We start from the raw sequence: 20,527 nt of genomic DNA, 5'->3' as shown, positions 1-20,527 counted from the left end.
GCTCGCGGGGTGCGCCTGCCCCGGTCGCGGGGTGCGCCTGCCCCGGTCGCAGGGTGCCCTTTCCTCGTCCGCAGGGTGCGCCCGCCTCGCTCGCGGCCCCCGCCCGAGCGAATCGAACACCCGCCCGCTTTTATCCACCGGGTTTTCCACAGGCTGTTGATATCTCACGCGGCCCCTCCCCTCACGAACCCCTCACGAACCCGTCCCGGACCAGCCCGAAGACCCCCCGCCAACCCGAGTGCCGGATCCCCCAACCCCATTTGCACTCGGCCGAATCGCGCTCCGATCACCCGTCGGTAAGCTGACGGCATGACAGGACAAGTACGTACCGTCGACGGCCGCGTGGCCGGACGGCGTGGTCAGGCGACGCGTCAGAAGCTGCTGGAGTGCCTCGGCGAAATGCTCAGCTCCTCGCCCTACCGGGACGTCAAAGTCATTGATGTCGCCCGGAAGGCAGGCACCTCACCGGCGACCTTCTACCAGTATTTCCCGGACGTCGAGGGCGCTGTCCTGGAGATCGCCGAGCAAATGGCCACGGAGGGCGCCGGGTTGACCGAGCTCCTCGCCGGCCGCTCATGGGTCGGCAAGGCCGGCTGGCAGACCGCCCAGGAGCTCGTGGACGGATTTCTCGAGTTCTGGCGCAAGAACGACGCGATCCTGCGCGTCGTCGACCTCGGCGCGGCCGAGGGTGACAAGCGCTTCTACAAGATCCGCATGAAGATCCTGAACTCCGTGACCAACTCCCTTACGGACACGGTCAAGGAGCTCCAGGCCAAGGGCAAGGTCGACAAGGACGTGAGCCCGGCGGCGATCGCCGGATCGCTCGTCGCGATGCTCGCGGCGGTCTCCTCGCACCAGAAGGGCTTCCAGTCCTGGGGCGTGAAGCAGGCGGAACTCAAGCCCAATCTCGCTCTGTTGGTGCATCTCGGCGTCACGGGCAAGAAGCCGACGAAATAGCGCCATGAAAGCCGAAGGCGGCCGGCCCCGGCGCGTGCCGGGGCAGCCGCCAGGTGACCCGTAAGGGTTCTCAGGTCCTGTCGGGCAGCGGCGGTTCGCGTCTCGGACGTGAACCGCCGCTGCTGCGTCCCGGACCTCCTGAGACCCGCGCCGCCCGACCGGCCCCTCGCGGCCCGGCCCACTAAACCCCCAGGCCCCCTAGGAAGCCCGCCGCTCCAGCCGGAACAACCGGATCTCCCGGTCGATCCGCGCCTGGTACGCCGCGTACGGCGGCCAGAACTTCAGCGCCGCCGCCCACGCCTCCTCGCGCTCGGTGGATTCGAGCAGCCGGGCGGTGACGGGGACGTCCTCGCCCTTCCAGTTGATGTCGGCGTCCGGATGGGCCAGCAGGTTCCCGGTCCAGGCGGGGTGCCCGGGGCGCCCGAAGTTGGACCCGATGAGCAGCCAGGTGCCGGCCTCCTTCTCGGGCATACACGCGAGTGGCGTACTGCGGGGCAGCCCGCTCTTCGCGCCGCGCGCGGTCAGCACGACCCCGGGCAGCATCCGGGCGCTGAGCAGCACCTTTCCCTTGGTGAGCTTGTGCACCGTGCGGTCCATCGCGGGGATGAAGTGCGGGGCGACGCGGGCGAAGGCGCGGGTCGAGGACACCTTCTGCATCAGCTTGGTCCCGGCTTGTGCCATCAGACCGCCACCTCCTGGTGGGTGAAGAGCTCGGCGGACTCGGCGGCCCGCGCCCGGAGCAGGTGAATGGGGCCGAAGAGCAGTTCGTCGCCCGTCGCGCGCTTGAGATAGAGGTCCGCGTCGTGCTCGCCGGTGGAGCCGCCGCTTCCGTGGAGCTGTACGGCCTCGGAGGCGGCGGTGCGCAGCGCTTCCAGGGCCTGGGCGAGCGCGAGCCCGCCGGCCCGTCCGCCGTCACCGGATCCGCCGTCGCCCGATCCGGCGGCGAAGGCCGCGTAGTAGGCGGCCGAGCGCGCCGCCCGCACCTGTACGTACACGTCGGCGAGGCGGAGCCTGACCGCCTCGAAGGGGCCGGTCGGGCGCGCGGACCGCTCGCGTTCCCGTACATGCTCGACGGTCCGTTCCACGGCGCGCGCGGCAGCACCGACGGCCTCGGCGGCGAGCACGGTGGCGGCGGCGTCACCGGTGGCCGCGAGGGCGGCGGCCACCTGGTCGCTGTCGCCGGACCCGAGCAACTCGGCGGCCACGTCCCGCAGTTCGACCCGCGCCCGGGGCCGGGTCTCGTCGAGAGACGTCTGCCGCGTCCTGACCACGCCCTCGCTGTCCCCGCGTACGAGGAAGAGGAGGGTGCGCGAGCGGGCGAAGCCGCCGGTGTGGGCGGCGACGACGAGGAGCCCGGCGCTGTGCCCGTCGAGGACCTGGTCGGCCTGCCCGTAGAGCCGCCAGCCGCCGTCGGCGTCGCCGGACGGGCGGGCCTGGATGCCGCCCGCGCGGCCGCCGCCGGACCAGTCGCCCCGGTTGTCGCCGGTGAGGCCGAGCGCGGTGGCGAGGCCTTCGCCGGGTACGGCGAGCGTGGCGGTGAGGTCGCCGGAGGCGATGCGGGGCAGCAGTTCGGCGCGCTGTTCCTCGGAGCCCAGGGCGAGGACGAGGGGGGCGGCGAGTGCCGCGGTGGCCAGGAGCGGTGTCGGGGCGAGGGCCCGGCCCGACTCCTCGCAGGCCAGGGCGAGTTCGGTGGTTCCGCAGCCGGCTCCGCCGTACGTCTCGGGGAGGACGAGGCCGGGCAGGCCCAGCTCGCTCCCGAGGGCCGACCACAGGGCCGGGTCGTATCCGGCGTCGGTGGCGACCGCGGCCTTGACGTCGTCGGGCCCGCAGCGCTTGTTCATGAGTTCGTGCAGGGTGCGGCGGATCTCGTCCTGTTCCGCTGTGAAGGCGGCGTCCATACGGGCTCCTCCCCTGTGGGCCCGGCGGACCCGGACCCCATTTCTGACGGGGCGTCATGTTAGGACCGCGACCGCGCATTGCCCAGACTTTTCTTCTTCCGTTCCGCTAAATCTGATGTACCGTCAGATTTATGACTGCCGCACCCCGACCGCAAGGTTCCCGCCGGGTCGCCATCGCCGGCATCGCCCTCTCCGACTGCGGGAAGGTGGACGAGGCCACCCCGTACGCGCTGCACGCCCAGGCCGCCCGCCGGGCCGTCGCCGACGCGGGCCTCACCCCCGACGTGATCGACGGCTTCGCCAGCGCGGGCCTCGGCATCCTCGCGCCCGTCGAGGTCGCCGAGTACCTCGGCCTCAAACCCACCTGGGTGGACTCGACCTCGGTCGGCGGCTCCACCTGGGAGGTGATGGCCGCGCACGCCGCGGACGCCATCGCCCAGGGCCACGCCCGCGCGGTCCTCCTCGTCTACGGCTCGACCGCCCGCGCCGACATCAAGGCCAAGCGCCGCACGTCGAACCTCAGCTTCGGCGCCCGCGGCCCCCTCCAGTTCGAGGTCCCCTACGGGCACTCCCTGATCGCCAAGTACGCGATGGCCGCCCGCCGCCACATGCACGAGTACGGCACGACGCTTGAGCAGATGGCCGAGATCGCCGTGCAGGCGCGCGCGAACGCGGCGCTCAACCCCGAGGCCATGTTCCGCGACCCGATCACCGTCGACGACGTGCTCGACGGCCCGATGATCGCGGACCCCTTCACCAAGCTGCACTGCTGCATCCGCTCCGACGGCGGCGCCGCCGTGCTGCTCGTCGCCGAGGACCTGCTCCCGGACTGCGCGAAGGACCCGGTGTGGGTGCTCGGCTCCGGCGAGCACGTGTCGCACACGACGATGTCCGAGTGGGACGACTTCACGGTGTCCCCGGCGGCCGTCAGCGGCAAGCTCGCCTTCGAGCGGGCGGGCGTCACCCCCGACGAGATCGACATCGCCGAGATCTACGACGCCTTCACCTACATGACCCTGGTGACCCTGGAGGACCTCGGGTTCTGCGCCAAGGGCGAGGGCGGGTCGTTCGTCGAGAAGGGCCGCCTGCTCCGGGACGGCGCACTCCCCACGAACACGGACGGCGGCGGCCTCTCCGCCCAGCATCCGGGGATGCGCGGCCTGTTCCTCCTGGTGGAGGCGGTACGGCAGCTGCGCGGCGAGGCCGGCGAGCACCAGGTGCGCAAGGAGGGCGGCCGGCTGCCGAAGCTGGCGGTCGCGTCCGGCACGGGCGGCTGGTTCTGCTCGTCGGGAACGGTTGTGCTCGGCACGTAGTTCGGCACGTAGTTCGGCACGTGGTTTCGGCACGTGGTTTCGGCACGTGGCGAGGGGCGTGCGCCGGGCGGCCGGGCGGCTCCCCCCAGAATCGACGCATGGAAGAACTCCTGAAGTCCCTGCGCGTCTGGGACACCGAGCTGCCCGCGTTCGACCCGTCGCAGGCCCCGGCGGCCCCGCTCCCCCTCTTCGTCGAGTGGTTCCGGTCGGCCGCCGCCGCGGGCCAGACCGAGCCGCACACCATGTCGCTCGCGACCGTGGACGAGGACGGCCTGCCCGACGTCCGTACGGTGATGCTGCACGGCGCCGACGAGACGGGCTTCCACTTCGCCTCGCACGCGGGCAGCGCCAAGGGCCGCCAGCTCGCCGCCGACCCGAGGGCCGCGCTCGGCTTCTACTGGCCCGCGCAGGGCCGCCAGATCCGCGTCCGCGGTGACGTCACGGCGGCCACGCCCGAGGAGAGCCAGGCCGACCTGCACGTCCGCTCGACCGGCGCGCTCGCGGCGGCCCTCGTCGGCCACCAGAGCGAAGTCCTCGGCTCGCTGGGCGAGTTGGAGGACGCGTCCGTCACCGCCTGGGAGCGCGCGCAGGCCGAGCCCGACGCGTTCGCCCCGACCTGGACGGCGTACGCGCTGGTCCCGCGCGAGGTGGAGTTCTTCCAGGGCGACGCCCGCCGCCGCCACATCCGCCTCAGGTACCGCGCCGAGGGCTCTGGATGGGTACGGGAACTGCTCTGGCCGTGATCTCTTAAACCACGTCGGGCTCGGGGTCGGTCGCGAGGCGTGCGTGCAGGTGCACGTCCCGGAACGCGTCCTGCGTACCAGCCTCGAACATCGCGCCCCGCAGCGTGCCCTCGTGCCCGTAGCCGCCGCGCTCGGCGACCCGGCAGGACACCTCATGGCCGACGGCGTGCCCGAGTTCGATCCGGTACAGGCCGAGTTCACCGAACCCGAGCCGGGACACGAGGCTCAGCGCCCGGGTCGCGACCCCGCACCCGCGCGCCTCGGGCAGCACCCAGTAACCGACGATCGCCGTACGGAAAACGGGGTTGATCACGCTGAGGCCGATACTCCCGAGCACCTCCCCCGTACTGTCGTCGGCGACCGCGCACGCCACCGCGTCGCCGCTCTCCGTCAGCCGGCTGCGCTTGAGCAGGTAGCGGCGGGCGCCGGCGAGGTCGTCGACGGGGGTGAGCGGGGTGTTCCAGCGCCGGAACTCCGGATCGGTGAGCCCCTTCAGCACGGCGTCGGCGTCCCCTTCGTCGCCGACGCGCCAGGCACGCAGGTGCAGCCCGTGGCCGCGGGTCTCGGGGATTTCTGTCATTCCGGTCATGAGGACTCGCTCGTCGGAGGGTGGCTGGGGTCGGTGAAGGCGTACACGTCGAAGTCGCGCACCGGACGGTAGCCGATGCGCTGGTAGAGGGCGTTGCTGGTCGGGTTGGCGAGGTCCGTGAAGAGCAGCACCTCGCGCGCGCCCGCGGCGAGTGCGGCCTGGCTGACCTCGGCGGTGACCGCTCCCCCGTAGCCGCGCCCGCGCAGGTCCTGCGGGGTGTAGACGGGCCCGACGCGGACCGCTCCGGCGGACTCGCGGGTCACTCCGGCCAGGGAGAGGGGCGTGCCGTCCGCGCTCTCCCAGAAGGTGATGCCGCCGTACGAGATCCGTTCGTCGGCCCAGCTCTGCGAGCCGCCGACGAAGGTGCCGAGTTCGGCGTCGAAGTCGTCGCGCCAACGCGTGACGAGTTCGAGGTCCGCCGTGGTGGCGACGCGGGGGCGTCCGGCGGGGGCCGGCTCGGGCGGGGTGAACTCGTCCAGTCGGAAGAGGCGCTGCTCGATCGCGCGCCGGACCCCGGCTCCGGTCCGGGCCCGCCAGGCGTCGGCGAAGGCGGCCGCGGCGTCGTCGGGCCCGAACACTCCTGAGGGCTCGCGCCCTTGGAGCGCGACGGCGAGCGCGTCGGCCTGGACCCGGTCCAGGGGGCTGATGTTGAGCCGGAAGGGCTCGGTCCACAGGAACGTGCCGTCCACGCGGCCGTCCGGCCCGTAGAGCACGCCGAAGAGCTGGTGCCGGGCGCCGTACGCCGCGAGCCCGCTCTCGCGCAGGCTCGCGGTGACGCTCAGCGTGACGGTGTGCAGCGCGGGGTCGGCCCGCAGGTACGCGCCCGCGCGGGCCAGGAAGTCGTCGGCGTCGCCGGTGAGAAGCCAGCCGGCCCCGGAGTCCCCAGTCATGCCCGCATGATGCCGCCGGACCCCTCGGGCCCGCGACCCAAATACGGCCCGGGTCTACTCAGCCCGCGACCGGAACACAGGCACCGAGAACTCCTCGGCCTCCCGGAACGTGACAGTGAGCGGCATCCCCACCCGCAGGTCGGCCTCCTCCACGTCCACGATCTCCGTCATCATCCGCGGCCCTTCCGCGAGGTCGACGACGGCCGCGACGTACGGGGTGCGGGTGCCGAAGGGCGGCAGGTCGTTGCGGTGGACGACGGACCACGTGTAGAGCACGGCGTCACCGGAGGCCCGCTCCCACGTCACGTCCTCGCTCCAGCAGTGCGGGCAGAACTCGCGCGGATAGTGATGGGCGCGCCCGCACGCACCGCAGCGGCGCACCATCAGCGCCCCGTCGGCCGCCCCGTCCCAGAAGGGCTTGGTGAAGGCATCGGGCTCGGGAAGGTCGAACCGTACGGTCACAGGAAGAGTCCGATCGCCGCGTCGAGGGACCAGACCTGCCAGGACATGGCGAAGAGCGCCACCAGCGAGATGAGCGCCATCATCGCGTTCTGTCCCTGCTCGGCCCAGTCGTGGATCATCAGCACCAGGTACAGGAGGTTGAGGAGCAGCCCTCCGACGAGGGCGACCGGGGTCAGCAGGCCGACCACGAGTCCGAGGCCCAGGGCCAGTTCGGCGTAGACGACGATGTACGCCATCGTCTTCGGCCGGGGCTTGACGACGGTGTCGAAGCCGCTGCGCACGGCGTTCCACTTGTGCTTGGCGGCGACGTCGGCGGCCCAGGCGATGCCGGTCCCCCGCTCGAACCAGCCCTTCTTGTCCTTGTGCCGCCAGCTCTCCAGCCACCACAGTCCGAGGCCTATGCGCAGTACGGCGAGCCATTCGGCGCCGTCGAGCCAGATCGAGTCCACGACCGGGGCCCTCCTTTCCGTTTCTGACGGTACGTCAGTTCAGCGCATGAGGGGCCCGCTCGCAAGGGGGTGGACGCCGTGATGAATCCGCAACCGATTCAGTGACCCAGCACGACGAGGCGTGATTACTCTCCGACTCATGGTCACCTCGCCCGCGCCCGCAGCCCGCCCCCAGGACCGCCCGGTGTACGTCATCGGCGGCGGCCCCGGCGGCCTCGCCGTGGCCGCGGCGCTGCGCAGGCGCGGCGTACGGGCGGTGGTCCTGGAGAAGTCGGACCGCGTCGCCGCGTCCTGGCGCCGCCACTACGACCGCCTCCATCTGCACACCACCCGCACGCTGTCCGCGCTGCCCGGCCTGGCCATCCCGCGCGCCTTCGGCCGCTGGGTGTCCCGGGACGACGTGGTGCGCTACCTGGAGATGTACGCCGAGCACCACGAGCTGGAGATCGTCACCGGCGTCGAGGTGTCGCGGGTGGAGCGGACGGACGACGGCTGGCTGGTGCGCGCCTCGGGCGGCCGCGAACTGGCGGCGCGTGCCGTGGTGGTGGCCACCGGCTTCAACCACACCCCGCGCCTCCCGGACTGGCCGGGCCGCGCCTCGTACGCGGGCGATCTCCTGCACGCGAGCGAGTACCGGAACGCCGGGCCGTACGAGGGCCGGGACGTCCTGGTCGTGGGGGTGGGCAACACCGGCGCCGAGATCGCCGTCGACCTCGCCGAGGGCGGCGCGGCCCGGGTCCGGCTCGCGGTGCGCACGGCGCCGCACATCGTGCGCCGCTCCACGGCCGGGTGGCCGGCGCAGCTGAACGGCATCCTGTGCCGCCGGCTCCCCGTACGTCTCGTGGACGCCCTGGCCCGGCCCATGGCGCGGCTCGCCGTCCCCGACCTGTCGGAGCGGGGGCTGCCCAGGCCCACGACGGGCCTCTACTCGCGGGCGCGGGAGGGTGCGATCCCCGTGCAGGACGTCGGCCTGATCGACGCGATCCAGGCGGGCAAGGTCGAACCGGTCGCGGCCGTCGAGTCGTTCGACGACGACAAGGTGGTCCTGGCGGACGGCACGCGGGTCGTCTCCGACGTGGTGATCGCGGCAACGGGTTACGTCCGCGCCCTGGAGAACCTGGTCGGCCACCTGGGCGTGCTGGACGAGACGGGTCGCCCGGCCACGCGCGGCGGCCGCCCCCACCGGTCCGCGCCCGGCCTCTACTTCACCGGTTACACGAATCCGCTGAGCGGGATGCTTCGCGAACTGGCGCTCGACGCCCGGCGCATTGCCAGGGCTGTCACGCGCGGGTCCGGTGGGGGCTGGTCGCGCCCCGCGGCGGAGCCGCTGATGGACACAGCCCCGCGCCCCTGAAATGCACGCCCTGCGGGCGGCATTTCCCCGATGAAGGCGCGGCGAAGCCGCAAGCCTTCTAGGGGCGCGGGGAACTGCGCGACCGGCCCCCACCGAAGCCGCACACAAAACCCTTCGCCAAAGCCCCTGTTCCTGACGGCACGTCAGTTAGTAATCTGACACTTCGTCAGTTCTGACACGAGTCGAGGAGCGGGCAGCGTCATGCTTGGATCGACATACGGCACCCTGACCACCGACCCCCGCGCGGCCCGCACGATCGCCTGCGGCGAGCAGCCGGCACACGTCGTGCACGGCAGGGCGGAGGACCTGGACGTGAGCGGCAGGCCACTGCACCGCGAGGTGCCCGACCTGGACCGTTTCTTCCGGCCCGAATCGATAGCGGTCATCGGCGCGTCCGACGCCGAGGGCCGCCCGAACACGGGCATCACGCGCCAGCTCATCACCTGGGCCGAGCGCGTGGGCGCCCGCCTCCACCCCGTACACCCCAAGCGCGAGACCGTCTTCGGCATCCCGTGTTCGCCGAACATCGCCGCGCTGCCCGAGACCGTCGATCTGGCCGTGCTGCTCGTGTCGGACCCGCTGCCGGTCATCGAGGAACTGGCGCAGGCCAAGGTGAAGTTCGCGGTCGCGTTCGCGTCCGGCTTCGCGGAGACCGGCGAGGAGGGCGCGGCCGCGCAGACGCGGCTGTCCGAGGCGGTCAGCCGCTCGGGCCTGCGCCTGCTCGGCCCGAACACGAACCTGAACGCGTTCTCCGAGTTCCGCGAGGACCTGGACGGCCCCGCGATCGCCCTCATCACGCAGTCCGGCCACCAGGGCCGCCCCCTCTACACCCTCCAGGAGCTGGGAGTTCGGCTCTCGCACTGGGCGCCCACGGGCAACGAGGCGGACCTGGAGACGGCGGACTTCATCTCGTACTTCGCCGAGCGCCCGGAGGTCGGCGCGATCGCCGCCTACGTGGAGGGCCTCAAGGACGGCCGCGCCTTCCTGCTCGCGGCGGACCGTGCCGCGCGCAACGGCGTCCCGGTCGTCGCGGTCAAGGTCGGCCGCACCGAGACCGGCGCCCGTATGGCGGCTTCGCACACCGGCAAGCTGACCGGCGCGGACACCGTGGTCGACGCGGCGATGCGGCAGTTCGGCGTGATCCGCGTGGACGGTCTCGACGAGCTCCAGGACACGGCGGCGCTTCTCGCGCGGGCCAAGCCCCCGAAGGCCGACGGTGTGGCGGTCTACTCGATCTCGGGCGGCACCGGCGCGCACTTCGCCGACCTGTCCACCCGCGCGGGCCTGACCCTGCCGCAGCTGTCCGAGGCCAAGCAGCAGGAACTGCACCAGTGGATCCCGGACTACCTGAACGTCGCCAACCCGATCGACAACGGCGGCCACCCGGTGGGCGACTGGCGCGGCCCGAAGATCATCGACGCCATCCTGGACGACCCGTCCGTCGGCGTCCTGATCTGCCCGATCACCGGCCCGTTCCCGCCCATGAGCGACAAGCTCGCGCGGGACCTGGTGGACGCCGCCGAGCGCACCGACAAGCTGGTCTGCGTCGTCTGGGGCTCCCCCCTCGGCACGGAGGAGGCGTACCGGGAGACGCTGCTCGGCTCGTCCCGGGTCGCCACGTTCCGCACCTTCGGGAACTGCATCACGGCCGTCCGCGCCTACCTGGACCACCACCGGTTCACGTCCTCCTACCGATCCCCGTTCACGGACGCGCCCCGCACGCCGTCCCCCTCGTTCCGCAAGGCGCAGGCCCTGATGCGGCCGGGACGGCAGCTCAGCGAGCACGCCGCGAAGCAGCTCCTGCGGGCGTACGGGATCCGCGTACCGCGCGAGCAGCTGGTGACGAGCGCGGCGGCGGCGGTCCGGGCGGCCGGGCAGGTCGGCTACCCCGTCGTCATGAAGGCGTCCGGCGCCCACCTCGCCCACAAGTCCGAACTGGGCCTGGTCAAGGTCGGCCTGACCTCGGCCAGTCAGGTCAGGGACGCGTACCGGGAACTCACCGACATCGCCAAGGTCGAGGGCATCGACCTGGACGGTGTGCTGGTGTGCCAGATGGTCGAGCGCGGGGTCGAGATGGTCGTCGGGGTCACCCAGGACGAGCTGTTCGGGCCGACGGTGACGGTGGGCCTGGGCGGCGTACTCGTGGAGGTGCTGCGGGACACGGCGGTGCGGGTGCCGCCGTTCGCGGAGGACCAGGCGCGGGCCATGCTCGACGAGCTGCGGGGCCGGCCTCTGCTCGACGGGGTCAGGGGCGCGCCGCCCATGGACCTCGACGCGCTGGTGGAGGTCGTCCTGCGGGTCCAGCGCATGGCCCTCGAACTGGGCGACGACCTCGCCGAGCTGGACATCAACCCGCTGATGGTGCTTCCCCGGGGCCAGGGCGCGGTGGCCCTGGACGCGCTGGCCGTCTGTCACTGAGTACCGAGGTAAGGAAGCCGACACATGACCGAGTCCAAGGCGATCGAGTCCGTGACGACCGACCACGTCACCTGGATCACGCTCAACCGTCCCGAGGCGATGAACGCGCTCACCTGGGACCAGCGCAACGAGATCATCGACATCCTGGGGAACGCCTCCGCCGACCCGGACGTGCGCGCCGTCGTCATCACGGCGACCGGCAAGGGCTTCTGCGCGGGCGCCGACCTGCGCGGCGCGCCCGCGTCAGGCCCGCGTGTAGCCGGCGACGTGGCCCGCACGATCCGCCTCGGCGCGCAGCGCCTCACGGCCGCGATCCTCGACTGCGAGAAGCCGGTGATCGCGGCGGTGAACGGGACGGCGGCCGGTATAGGCGCGCATCTGGCGCTCGCCTGCGACCTGGTGATCGCGGCGGAGTCCGCCCGGTTCATCGAGGTCTTCGTGCGGCGCGGCCTGGTGCCGGACGGCGGTGGCGCGTATCTGCTGCCGCGGCTCATCGGCCCGCAGCGCGCGAAGGAGCTGATGTTCTTCGGCGACGCGCTCTCCGCCCACGACGCGGAGCGCCTCGGCCTCGTGAACCGTACGGTCCCGGACGAGGACCTGCGCAAGACGGCCGAGGAGTGGGCGACGCGCCTCGCGAACGGCCCGACCCGCGCCATCGCCATGACCAAGCAGCTGGTGAACGCGTCCCTGGACTCGGACCGGGCGACCGCGTTCGCGGCGGAGGCGACGGCGCAGGAGATCAACATGACGACGCGGGACGCCCAGGAGGGCGTGGCGAGCTTCCAGGAACGGCGCGCGGCCACGTACGAGGGGCGCTAGGGACGACAGGCCCAGGGGCTGCTGGGGCGGGCGGGGTGGGTGGGTCTGGTGAGGCCCATGCCCGCCCGAGTCCGCCCATATCCGTCCCGCCCGACCCCTTCCAATCTGACACTCCGTCAGCTTCAATCGATGGTGTGATGGGACATGCGGGAATGGCAGCCACGGTGGTCCGGTACCTCCGGCAGGTCGGCGCACCCACGTCGGCCGAGCCGGTGGAAGCACTGCCGCGGCCGGAACTTCGAGCGGTGGGCGAGGACGAGCGCGCGCCCCTGGATCCCGGGGAGTTCCGCCGGGTCCTGGGCCACTTCGCCTCCGGCGTCACCATCGTCACGGCGCCGTCGGACGAGCCCGACGGCCCCCCGGCGGGCTTCGCCTGCCAGTCCTTCTCGTCACTGTCCCTCGACCCGCCGCTGGTCGCGTTCATGGTGGCGCGTACGTCCACGACCTGGCCGCGCATCGCTGCGGCGGGCGTGTTCTGCGTGAACATCCTGGGGGCGGACCAGGGCACGGTGTGCCGGTCGTTCGCGGTGAGCGGCGCGGACAAGTTCGCGGGCGTCGAGCACGACCCGACGCCGGTCACGGGCTCGCCGGTGCTCGCGGGCGTGCCCGCGTGGATCGACTGCACGATCCACGCGGTCCACACGGGCGGCGACCACCTGATCGTCGTGGGCAAGGTCGAGGCACTGGGCACGGCGGACGGCGAGTGCTCGCCGCTGCTGTTCCACCAGGGCAAGTTCGGCCGCTTCGAGGCCTGAGCGGCGGCGGTCAGGCGGGTTCGGCGAGCAGCCCGGCGCCGTCCGTTCGGCGCCGGATCACCAGCGCCATCAGGGCCGCGGCGGCGCACAGCGCGCCGGACGCGTACCAGACGACGTCGTACGTGCCGAACGTGTCACGGGCGACGCCGCCGAGGAAGGCCACGAGCGCCGCGCCCACCTGGTGCGAGGCGAGCACCCAGCCGAACACGATCGCGCTGTCCTCGCCGTAGTGCTCCCGGCACAGCGCGAGCGTGGGCGGCACGGTGGCGACCCAGTCGAGCCCGTAGAAGACGATGAAGAAGATCATCGGCGGGTGGACTGACGGCGCGAGCAGCATCGGCAGGAACAGCAGGGAGACCCCGCGCAGCGCGTAGTACACCGCGAGCAGGCGGCGGGCGTCGAAGCGGTCGGTGAACCAGCCCGACGCGATGGTCCCCACCACGTCGAAGACGCCCACCACGGCCAGCAGTGACGCGGCGGCGGTGACCGGCATCCCGTGGTCGTGCGCGGCCGGCACGAAGTGCGTCTGGACGAGCCCGTTCGTGGAGGCGCCGCACACCGCGAAGGTCCCGGCGAGCAGCCAGAAGGGGCCGGTGCGGGCGGCCTTGAACAGCACGCCCACGGTCCGCCGGGCCGCCCCGGTGACGGGCGGCGGCTTCGGCACGAACTCCCGCGCGCCGTACGGCGTGGCGCCCACGTCGGCGGGGTGGTCACGCAGCAGCAGCCACACGAAGGGCACGACGGCGAGGGCAGCGAGCGCGACCGTCACGGCGGCCGGCCGCCAGTCGTGCTTCTCGACGATCCAGGAGAGCAGCGGCAGGAAGATGAGCTGCCCCGACGCGGACGCGGCGGTCAGGATGCCGGTCACGAGGCCACGCCGGGCGGTGAACCAGCGGTTGGTGACGGTGGCGGCGAAGGCGAGCGCCATCGAACCGGAACCGAGCCCGACGAGGAGCCCCCAGCACAGCAGAAGCTGCCAGGCCGAGTGCATCCACACGGTGAGCCCGGAGCCGGCCGCGATGATCACGAGCGCGACGGCGACCACGCGCCGGATGCCGAACCGGTCCATGAGCGCGGCGGCGAACGGCGCGGTGAGACCGTACAGCGCGAGGTTGATCGAGACGGCGAGGCCGATGGTGCCGCGTGACCAGTGGAACTCCGCGTGAAGCGGGTCGATCAGCAGCCCCGGCAGGGACCGGAAGGCGGCGGCGCCGATGATCGTCACAAAGGTCACGGCCGCCACGAACCAGGCGCGGTGGATACGGGGGCGGGGGCCTTGAGCGGTGGCGGTCTCGGTGGCCCGGCGCGTGTCGGTTGTCTGCTTCACGCCCACAGCATCCGGTCACCGGCCCGACATCGGCGAGTGGCCCGAAAGACAGCCTTCGTTAGGATCAGGCCATAGACTCGGCGGCATGTCCGAGCCCCGCGCGCAGCGCACCCCGACCGGGCGCCCCCGCCCGCACCGTGTCGTCGTCCTCGCGCTCGACGGCCTGGTCCCCTTCGAACTCGGCATCCCCCAGCGCATCTTCGGCCGCGCGAAGGACGCCGAAGGGAATCCGCTCTACGAGGTCGTGACGTGCTCGGTCAGGGAGCCGGGCCTCGTCGAGACGGACGCCGACTTCGCGATCCAGGTCAGGCACGGCCCCGAGACCCTCGCGACCGCCGACACCCTGCTGGTGCCCGCGCTGTACGAGCTGGGCCCCGTGCACGACGAGGGCGTCCTCACGGACGAGCTCGCGGCGGCGTTCGCGCGACTGCGGCCCGGCACGCGGCTTGTGTCGATCTGCATCGGCGGTTACGTGCTCGCGGCGGCCGGTTTCCTGGACGGGCGGCCGGCGACCACGCACTGGGCGTCGGCGGAGCACTTCCAGCGGCTCTTCCCCAAGGTCAGGGTCGACCCGGACGTGCTGTTCGTCGACGACGGGGACGTGCTCACATCGGCGGGCGTCGCCGCCGGGATCGACCTCTGCCTGCACATCGTCCGCCGCGACCACGGCACGGCGGTGGCCAACGACGTGGCCCGCCGCACCGTCGTCCCGCCCCACCGCGACGGCGGGCAGGCCCAGTACATCCATCGGCCTGTCCCCGAACCGCAGCTCGCGACGACGATGAAGGCCCGCGCCTGGGCCCTCGCCCGCCTCCACGAACCGCTCCAGCTACGGGACCTGGCCGAGCAGGAGTCCATGTCCGTACGGACCTTCACCCGCCGTTTCCGCGAGGAGGCCGGCGTCAGTCCGGGCCAGTGGCTCACGCAGCAGCGGATCGAGCGGGCCCGGCATCTGCTGGAGTCGAGCGACCTGTCGATGGACCAGGTGGCGCGCGAGTCGGGCTTCGGCACGGCCCAGTCGATGCGGCAGCACCTGCAGGCGGCCCTCGGTGTGACGCCCACGGCCTACCGCCGCACGTTCCACGCGACGAACGCGACGAACACAGGGAACGGCGGCGGTCGGCCATGAGAGGCGCGGGTCAGAACGTGAGGACCCCGCGCGCCACCTTCCCCTGTTCCGCGTCCTCGACCGCCTTCGCGAAGTCCTCGACCGGGTAGGTCTGGGTGACCAGTTCGTCGAGGAGCAGCCGGCCCTGGCGGTACAGGTCGGCGTAGAGCCTGATGTCGCGCTGGGGCCGGGAGGACCCGTAGCGGCAGCCCAGGATGGACTTGTCGAGGAAGAGCTGGGCGGGGACGAAGGACGCCTCGGCGTCGGCGGCCGGCATCCCGAGGAGGATGGCCTGGCCGTGCCGGTCGAGGAGGTCGATCGCCTTCCGGATCAGCGCTACGTGGCCGACGCACTCGAAGACGTGGTCGGCGCCCGTCGGCAGGACGTCCTTGACCGTGTCGGCCGACGTCAGGAACTCGGTCGCGCCGAACTGCCGGGCCACCGCCTCCTTGTCGGGGTTGGTGTCGACGGCGATGATCTTCGACGCGCCGGCGATGCGCGCGCCCTGCAGCACGTTGAGGCCGATGCCGCCGGTGCCGATGACGACGACGCTCTCGCCCTGGCCGACGCGCGCCCGGTTGAGCACGGCGCCGACGCCGGTGAGGACGCCGCAGCCCATGAGCGCGGCCGACGTCAGCGGGATGTCCTGCGGGATCGGCACGGCCTGCACGGCCTTGACGACGGTCCGCTCGGCGAAGGACGAGTTCGCGGCGAACTGCCACAGCGGGTCGCCGCCCCGCGAGAACGGCCGGGTCGGCCGCCCGATCGCCTTGCGGCACATGGTGGGCCGCCCCCGGTCGCAGTCCTCGCAGGCACCGCAATTGGCGAGCGTGGACAGGGCCACGTGGTCACCCGGCTTCACATGGGTGACGCCCGCGCCCACGGCCTCCACCACGCCCGCGCCCTCGTGCCCGAGCACGACCGGCACGGGGAACGGGATCGTCCCGTCGATCACCGAGAGGTCACTGTGGCAGAGCCCCGCGGCCGCGACGTCGACGAGCACCTCCCCCGGCCCCGGATCGCGTATCTCCAGATCGTCGACGACGTCCGCCCGGACCCCGTCGAACACGACACCCCTCATGACGACTCCCTCGTCTCCCTGGGCAGCCCGAGCACGCGCTCCGGCGATGATGTTGCGCTGGTTCTCCTCCGGCCCGCCGCGGGTCCGGCCGCCCGTACGCGGCCGTGACGGGCGGGGGGCGCGGGAACGGGCGTACTCCTCGGCCCGCACGACCCGCCGGGTGAGCGAAGCCGTCCGGATGCCGTGCCCGTCGCGCTCTGGGCGAAGCCCGGTCCCGCCGGACTCCCGCCCCGAGGCGCGCCGCAGGCGGGTGTCACTGGTTGGGCCGCTCCTTGGCCGCCGCCGCCTTGGCCATCGCCTCCAGCTGCGCCAGCATCGGCATCGGGTCGGTGCCCACGGTCCCCGGCAGGAAATCGGCGATCTTCTCCGGCGTCCAGGAGCCGTCCGCGTAGCCCGCACGCAGCTCGCGCGGCTGCGCCCACACGGCGATCTTGGGTCCGGCGATCGTGTAGACCTGCCCGGTGATCTTCTCCTCACGGGCCCGCTCGCTGAGCAGGTAGACGACGAGCGCGGCGACGTCCTCCGGCTCCCCGATCTCCTTGAGCTCCATCGGCACGTTCGCCGACATGCGCGTACGGGCGACGGGTGCGACCGCGTTGGCCGTGACGCCGTACTTGTTGAGCCCGAGGGCTGCGCTGCGGACGAGCGAGATGATCCCGCCCTTGGCGGCGCTGTAGTTGGCCTGCGCCACGGAACCCTGGTGGTTGCCGCTGGTGAAGCCGATGAGCGTGCCCGTGCCCTGCTTGCGCATGACGGCGGACGCCGCCCGGAACACGGTGAACGTGCCCTTCAGGTGAGTGGCGACCACCGGGTCCCACTCCTCCTCGGACATGTTGAACAACATGCGCTCGCGCAGGATGCCCGCGACGCACACGACGCCGTCGATGCGCCCGTACTCGGCGAGTGCGACATCGACGATGCGCTGACCACCCGCCATGGTCGAGATGTCGTCGGCGACGGCGACGGCCTCGCCGCCGGCCGCCACGATCTCCTTGACGACGGACTCGGCGACCTCGCTCGCCGGTTCGCCGCCCTCGATGGACACGCCGTAGTCGTTGACGACGACCCGTGCGCCCTCGGCGGCACAGGCGAGGGCGACGGCCCTGCCGATGCCGCGCCCGGCGCCGGTGACGGCGACCACCTTGCCTGCCAAGAAGTTCCCCACGTCCGGCCCCTTCCCGCGGTTTCTGACGGACCGTTAGATTTTATGACCTGATCGCTGCCGGAAGACAAGCCCCGGGGAGTACTCATGTCGATGCCAGCCGAGTTCGCCGACATAGCCAAGCGCGTCAACAACTGGGGCCGTTGGGGCGCCGACGACGAGATCGGGACACTCAATCTCGTCACCGACGAGGTCGTCCGCGAGGCCGCGGCGACCGTCACCACCGGCCACCGCGTGCCGCTCGCGCTGCCGCTCAAGGAGGACGGCGTACAGACCGGGATGATCCCGGGCCGCATCAACCCGCACCACACGATGGTCCAGATCAACTACGAGCTGTTCGGCCCCGGCACGGTCGCGACCAGCGACGACTCCGTGACCATGGGGCTCCAGGCGGCCACCCACTGGGACGCCCTCACGCACGTCTCGCACTCGGGCCGGATCTACAACGGCCGCCCCTCCGACACGATCACCGCGCACAGCGGCTCGCAGTTCAGCGGCATCGACAAGGCCCCGTACATCGTCTCGCGCGGCGTCCTGCTCGACGTCGCGGCGGCGAAGGGCCTGGACCGGCTCCCCGGCGACCACGCCGTGACGCCCGAAGACCTGTCGGAGGCCGAGGAGTTCGGCCGCGTCAAGGTGCGCCCCGGCGACATCGTGCTGGTGCGCACGGGCCAGATCCAGCTGTATCTCGGGGGCGACAAGCACGCGTACGGCTATCCGTCGCCGGGCCTGTCCATCCGTACGCCCGAGTGGTTCCACGCGCGGGACGTGGCGGCGGTCGCCAACGACACGCTGACCTTCGAGATCTTCCCGCCGGAGCACGAGAACCTCTGGCTGCCCGTGCACGCCCTCGACCTGGTCGAGATGGGAATGCTCCAGGGCCAGAACTGGAACCTGGAGGGCTTGTCCACAGCCTGTGCACAGGAGTCGCGCTACTCGTTCCTGCTGTCCGCCATGCCGGAACCCTTCGTGGGCGGCACGGGCACGCCGGTGGCACCGGTCGCCGTCCTCTGACGGCTCAACACGCCTGATTTTCAAGGGGATTCAGGACCGGACGGCGATGCGGCGCACCGCCGTCCGGTCCCCGGCGCCGGGCCTTGCTCCCCCGGACCCCTGGGGGAACCGGCCACCGCGGCGCGACCCGCATTCACCAAGGGCCCCCGTCACCGGAGCCTTCGGCGTCCCCTCGCCACGAATCGCTATCCGCAAGCGTGATCAAACGGACACCTGCCGTCAACACCGGTAGGGAGATTTGCCAGTTATGTGACATTTATGACAGCGCGTCAGGGGGTGCGAAACGGGCGCAGAACGGGGCGCACAGGCGGGAGTTCCGGCGGCGTCACGGATACGGGGCCGGGCGCACGGCCCGCACTACACCGCCTCGTACGCCAGCCCCTGAAACGTCCCCGCGCCCGCGTCGCCCACGCCGTAGCGGTCGATCTCGCACCAGATGGCCTTGCCCGTGCCCTCGGGGCGCCATCCCCAGCGGTCGGCGAGGCCGTCGACCAGTTCCAGGCCGCGGCCGTTGGTCTCGTCGCCGTGGGCGTGCCGGGGGGCGGGGGGCCTGGCGCTCGCGTCGGCGACCTCCACGCGGACCGTGCGGGCGCTCGCGTCCGCCGGGAGGCCCGGCAGCAGCATCCGCAGGACGGCCGGACAGCCGGTGTGCACCACGGCGTTGGTGACCAGCTCGGAGACGATCAGGATGAGCGTCTCGGCGAGCGGCTCGTCGGCCCCTATGCCCGACCCGGCCAGACGCGAGCGGGCCCACCTGCGGGCGCGTCCCACCTCCGCGGGATCGGCCCCGACCTCCAGCTGAACTTGAAGCACCTGCACCGCTCACACCATCCGAACCGGCGGACACATCGCCTCGGGACTGTGACAAGTCATGGAGATCACGGACCGTGATCCCCTTGGAAGACAGCATGGTTGACGTACAGTCACCCCAACAAGCGCTTCGGGCATATTCCAGCGCGAAGGAGTACGCGTACTGCATACTGTGCGACGCGTCTTGCGGGGAGTCGAACGGGCCGGCGTGCGGCCCTCCCATGTGCTGCGAGCGGCGCGCACCGCCTGATCCGGGGCCGCCTCGGGGGCGACGCCGGGATGGCTCGGATTCAGAACCGCTCGCATCTCACACAAGGTACCGGAGCGGACCCCGACTGCACGCCGTGACGAGTCCCGCGCAGGACACAACCCGATATCAACACACCGTCACTGTCCGCACATGGGTTCGCCCACCCGAAATGGACACCCCGCGAGCCTCCCCGGGACAGCCGGAACCCTCCGGCCGGCCCGGTGTTCCCGAGCCGCCCGGAGGGCCTCCCCCTACCCCGGCCTCTACAGCGCCGCCGCCAGCTCCTCCTCCGTCTCCCGCGCCGAGCGCCCCGATCCGGCGCGCACCCACGCCCTCTTCATGTGCAGGTGCACGTCGGCCTCCCACGTGAAGCCCATGCCGCCGTGCACCTGGACGCAGTCGCGCGCGTTGCGGACCGCCGCCTCGTCGGCGAGGAGTTCGGCGGTGGCGATCTCCAGCGGGTCCTCGATGACCGCCGCCGCGTAGACCGCAGCGCGGGCAAGTTCGGTGCGGACGAGCATCTGGGCGCACAGGTGCTTGACGGCCTGGAAGGCGCCGATGGGCTGCCCGAACTGCTGGCGTTCCTTGGCGTATTGGACCGCCATCTCGCAGGTGCGCCCGGCGGAGCCGAGCTGTTCGGCGGCCGTGAGGAGTACGGCCTCCGGGCTGCGGTCCGCGTGCGGGCCCGGCAGTTTGTGCAGGGGCGTGAGCGGGTCGACGGAGGTGATCGGGACCGCTCCCGACGAGTCCGCGAGGCAGACGTCCGACGCGTCGAGCCACGGCAGGATCTCCCCGGCCGCGTCCGTCACGACGGTCTCCCCGGTCGCCGCCCCCGGCACGGTCCCCGCCGCGAGATGCGTAGCGACGAGCGGCCCCGGCAGCAGCACCCGGCCCGCCTCCTCGAAGAGGAGCACCGCCTCGGGAAGCCCGAGTCCGACGCCGCCGTCCGCCTCCGGGAGCCGCAGCGAGAAGAAGCCCGCCTCGCCCAGGTCCCGCCAGAGTTCACGGTCGAGTTGTCCGGGCGTGTCCACGGCGGCCCGCAGGGCGTCGCGGTCGAAGCGGCCGGCGAGCAGCTCCCGTACCCCCTGGCGCAGGGCCCGTTGGTCCTCGGTGAGCTGGAAGTCCATG

20 protein-coding genes are annotated in these 20,527 nt (G+C 72.1%); 9 read left to right on the top strand and 11 right to left on the bottom strand.

Going from position 1 to position 20,527, the window contains the following annotated elements; all coding sequences use genetic code 11:
• Window positions 1-309 precede the first annotated feature (309 nt).
• Window positions 310-957 carry a TetR family transcriptional regulator gene (locus ABZ893_RS16230; protein ID WP_361403096.1) on the top strand — a complete coding sequence of 216 codons (648 nt, stop codon included), beginning with the start codon at window positions 310-312 and terminating at the stop codon, window positions 955-957.
• Window positions 958-1,155: 198 nt separating this feature from the next.
• On the opposite strand, the gene ABZ893_RS16225 is transcribed toward ABZ893_RS16230, so the two are convergent.
• Together ABZ893_RS16225 and ABZ893_RS16220 are read right to left on the bottom strand one after the other, a co-directional pair.
• Window positions 1,156-1,638, bottom strand: coding sequence for a nitroreductase family deazaflavin-dependent oxidoreductase (locus ABZ893_RS16225; protein ID WP_361403093.1), 483 nt, complete (start codon window positions 1,636-1,638; stop codon window positions 1,156-1,158).
• A complete protein-coding gene (locus ABZ893_RS16220) occupies window positions 1,638-2,855 on the bottom strand; it encodes an acyl-CoA dehydrogenase family protein (RefSeq protein WP_361403091.1) in 1,218 nt (405 codons plus the stop codon). The genes ABZ893_RS16225 and ABZ893_RS16220 overlap by 1 nt, the downstream gene beginning before the upstream one ends.
• A gap of 131 nt (window positions 2,856-2,986) precedes the next feature.
• Between ABZ893_RS16220 and ABZ893_RS16215 the strand changes: the two genes are divergently transcribed.
• Both ABZ893_RS16215 and ABZ893_RS16210 read left to right on the top strand, forming a co-directional pair.
• Window positions 2,987-4,168 (top strand): acetyl-CoA acetyltransferase, encoded by a 1,182-nt coding sequence (locus ABZ893_RS16215; protein WP_361403088.1) that lies wholly within the window; start codon window positions 2,987-2,989, stop codon window positions 4,166-4,168.
• 98 nt (window positions 4,169-4,266) lie between these two features.
• A complete protein-coding gene (locus ABZ893_RS16210) occupies window positions 4,267-4,911 on the top strand; it encodes a pyridoxal 5'-phosphate synthase (protein WP_361403085.1) in 645 nt (214 codons plus the stop codon).
• A gap of 4 nt (window positions 4,912-4,915) precedes the next feature.
• Here the strand turns inward: ABZ893_RS16210 and ABZ893_RS16205 are convergent, their stop codons facing one another.
• Genes ABZ893_RS16205 through ABZ893_RS16190 form a run of 4 tightly spaced genes read right to left on the bottom strand, consistent with a single transcriptional unit; the run spans window position 4,916 to window position 7,301 of the window.
• Window positions 4,916-5,500 (bottom strand): GNAT family N-acetyltransferase, encoded by a 585-nt coding sequence (locus ABZ893_RS16205; protein WP_361403082.1) that lies wholly within the window; start codon window positions 5,498-5,500, stop codon window positions 4,916-4,918.
• Window positions 5,497-6,390, bottom strand: a complete 894-nt coding sequence (locus ABZ893_RS16200) for a GNAT family N-acetyltransferase (protein WP_361403079.1) — start codon at window positions 6,388-6,390, stop codon at window positions 5,497-5,499. The genes ABZ893_RS16205 and ABZ893_RS16200 overlap by 4 nt, the downstream gene beginning before the upstream one ends.
• A 54-nt stretch (window positions 6,391-6,444) precedes the next feature.
• The gene (locus tag ABZ893_RS16195) at window positions 6,445-6,852 is read right to left on the bottom strand and encodes a Zn-ribbon domain-containing OB-fold protein (protein WP_361403076.1); all 408 of its coding nucleotides are present in this window, start codon (window positions 6,850-6,852) and stop codon (window positions 6,445-6,447) included.
• Window positions 6,849-7,301: a DoxX family protein gene (locus ABZ893_RS16190; RefSeq protein ID WP_361403073.1), complete on the bottom strand. Its 453-nt coding sequence runs from the start codon at window positions 7,299-7,301 to the stop codon at window positions 6,849-6,851. Before ABZ893_RS16190 ends, ABZ893_RS16195 begins: the two co-directional genes overlap by 4 nt.
• A 139-nt stretch (window positions 7,302-7,440) precedes the next feature.
• Here ABZ893_RS16190 and ABZ893_RS16185 point away from each other — a divergent pair, with 139 nt between their 5' ends.
• The 4 genes from ABZ893_RS16185 to ABZ893_RS16170 all read left to right on the top strand — a co-directional run bounded on the left by ABZ893_RS16185 (window position 7,441) and on the right by ABZ893_RS16170 (window position 12,647).
• The gene (locus tag ABZ893_RS16185) at window positions 7,441-8,655 is read left to right on the top strand and encodes an NAD(P)/FAD-dependent oxidoreductase (RefSeq protein WP_361403071.1); all 1,215 of its coding nucleotides are present in this window, start codon (window positions 7,441-7,443) and stop codon (window positions 8,653-8,655) included.
• Window positions 8,656-8,856: 201 nt separating this feature from the next.
• Window positions 8,857-11,073: an acetate--CoA ligase family protein gene (locus ABZ893_RS16180; RefSeq protein ID WP_361403068.1), complete on the top strand. Its 2,217-nt coding sequence runs from the start codon at window positions 8,857-8,859 to the stop codon at window positions 11,071-11,073.
• A gap of 24 nt (window positions 11,074-11,097) precedes the next feature.
• Window positions 11,098-11,892 carry an enoyl-CoA hydratase-related protein gene (locus ABZ893_RS16175; RefSeq protein WP_361403065.1) on the top strand — a complete coding sequence of 265 codons (795 nt, stop codon included), beginning with the start codon at window positions 11,098-11,100 and terminating at the stop codon, window positions 11,890-11,892.
• 152 nt (window positions 11,893-12,044) lie between these two features.
• Window positions 12,045-12,647 carry a flavin reductase family protein gene (locus ABZ893_RS16170; RefSeq protein WP_361403062.1) on the top strand — a complete coding sequence of 201 codons (603 nt, stop codon included), beginning with the start codon at window positions 12,045-12,047 and terminating at the stop codon, window positions 12,645-12,647.
• Between the two features lie 10 nt (window positions 12,648-12,657).
• On the opposite strand, the gene ABZ893_RS16165 is transcribed toward ABZ893_RS16170, so the two are convergent.
• The gene (locus ABZ893_RS16165; RefSeq protein WP_361403568.1) at window positions 12,658-13,908 is read right to left on the bottom strand and encodes an MFS transporter; all 1,251 of its coding nucleotides are present in this window, start codon (window positions 13,906-13,908) and stop codon (window positions 12,658-12,660) included.
• A gap of 151 nt (window positions 13,909-14,059) precedes the next feature.
• On the opposite strand from ABZ893_RS16165, the gene ABZ893_RS16160 reads away from it, so the two are divergent.
• A complete protein-coding gene (locus ABZ893_RS16160) occupies window positions 14,060-15,103 on the top strand; it encodes a helix-turn-helix domain-containing protein (protein WP_361403059.1) in 1,044 nt (347 codons plus the stop codon).
• Between the two features lie 10 nt (window positions 15,104-15,113).
• On the opposite strand, the gene ABZ893_RS16155 is transcribed toward ABZ893_RS16160, so the two are convergent.
• Both ABZ893_RS16155 and ABZ893_RS16150 read right to left on the bottom strand, forming a co-directional pair.
• Complete coding sequence (locus tag ABZ893_RS16155; protein ID WP_361403056.1) at window positions 15,114-16,163, bottom strand: Zn-dependent alcohol dehydrogenase; 1,050 nt, start codon at window positions 16,161-16,163, stop codon at window positions 15,114-15,116.
• Between the two features lie 253 nt (window positions 16,164-16,416).
• Window positions 16,417-17,328, bottom strand: coding sequence for an SDR family oxidoreductase (locus ABZ893_RS16150; RefSeq protein ID WP_361403053.1), 912 nt, complete (start codon window positions 17,326-17,328; stop codon window positions 16,417-16,419).
• Window positions 17,329-17,412: 84 nt separating this feature from the next.
• Here ABZ893_RS16150 and ABZ893_RS16145 point away from each other — a divergent pair, with 84 nt between their 5' ends.
• Window positions 17,413-18,339, top strand: coding sequence for a cyclase family protein (locus tag ABZ893_RS16145; RefSeq protein WP_361403050.1), 927 nt, complete (start codon window positions 17,413-17,415; stop codon window positions 18,337-18,339).
• A gap of 357 nt (window positions 18,340-18,696) precedes the next feature.
• On the opposite strand, the gene ABZ893_RS16140 is transcribed toward ABZ893_RS16145, so the two are convergent.
• The gene (locus ABZ893_RS16140; protein ID WP_361403047.1) at window positions 18,697-19,158 is read right to left on the bottom strand and encodes an ATP-binding protein; all 462 of its coding nucleotides are present in this window, start codon (window positions 19,156-19,158) and stop codon (window positions 18,697-18,699) included.
• 504 nt (window positions 19,159-19,662) lie between these two features.
• Window positions 19,663-20,526, bottom strand: a complete 864-nt coding sequence (locus ABZ893_RS16135; RefSeq protein WP_361403045.1) for an acyl-CoA dehydrogenase family protein — start codon at window positions 20,524-20,526, stop codon at window positions 19,663-19,665.
• Between the last annotated feature and the right edge of the window lies 1 nt (window position 20,527).

Origin of the sequence: Streptomyces sp. NPDC046821, assembly GCF_040645335.1 — a bacterium.
In the GTDB taxonomy this organism is placed as follows: Bacteria; Actinomycetota; Actinomycetes; order Streptomycetales; family Streptomycetaceae; genus Streptomyces.
This window is presented reverse-complemented; position numbering and strand designations above follow the sequence as displayed.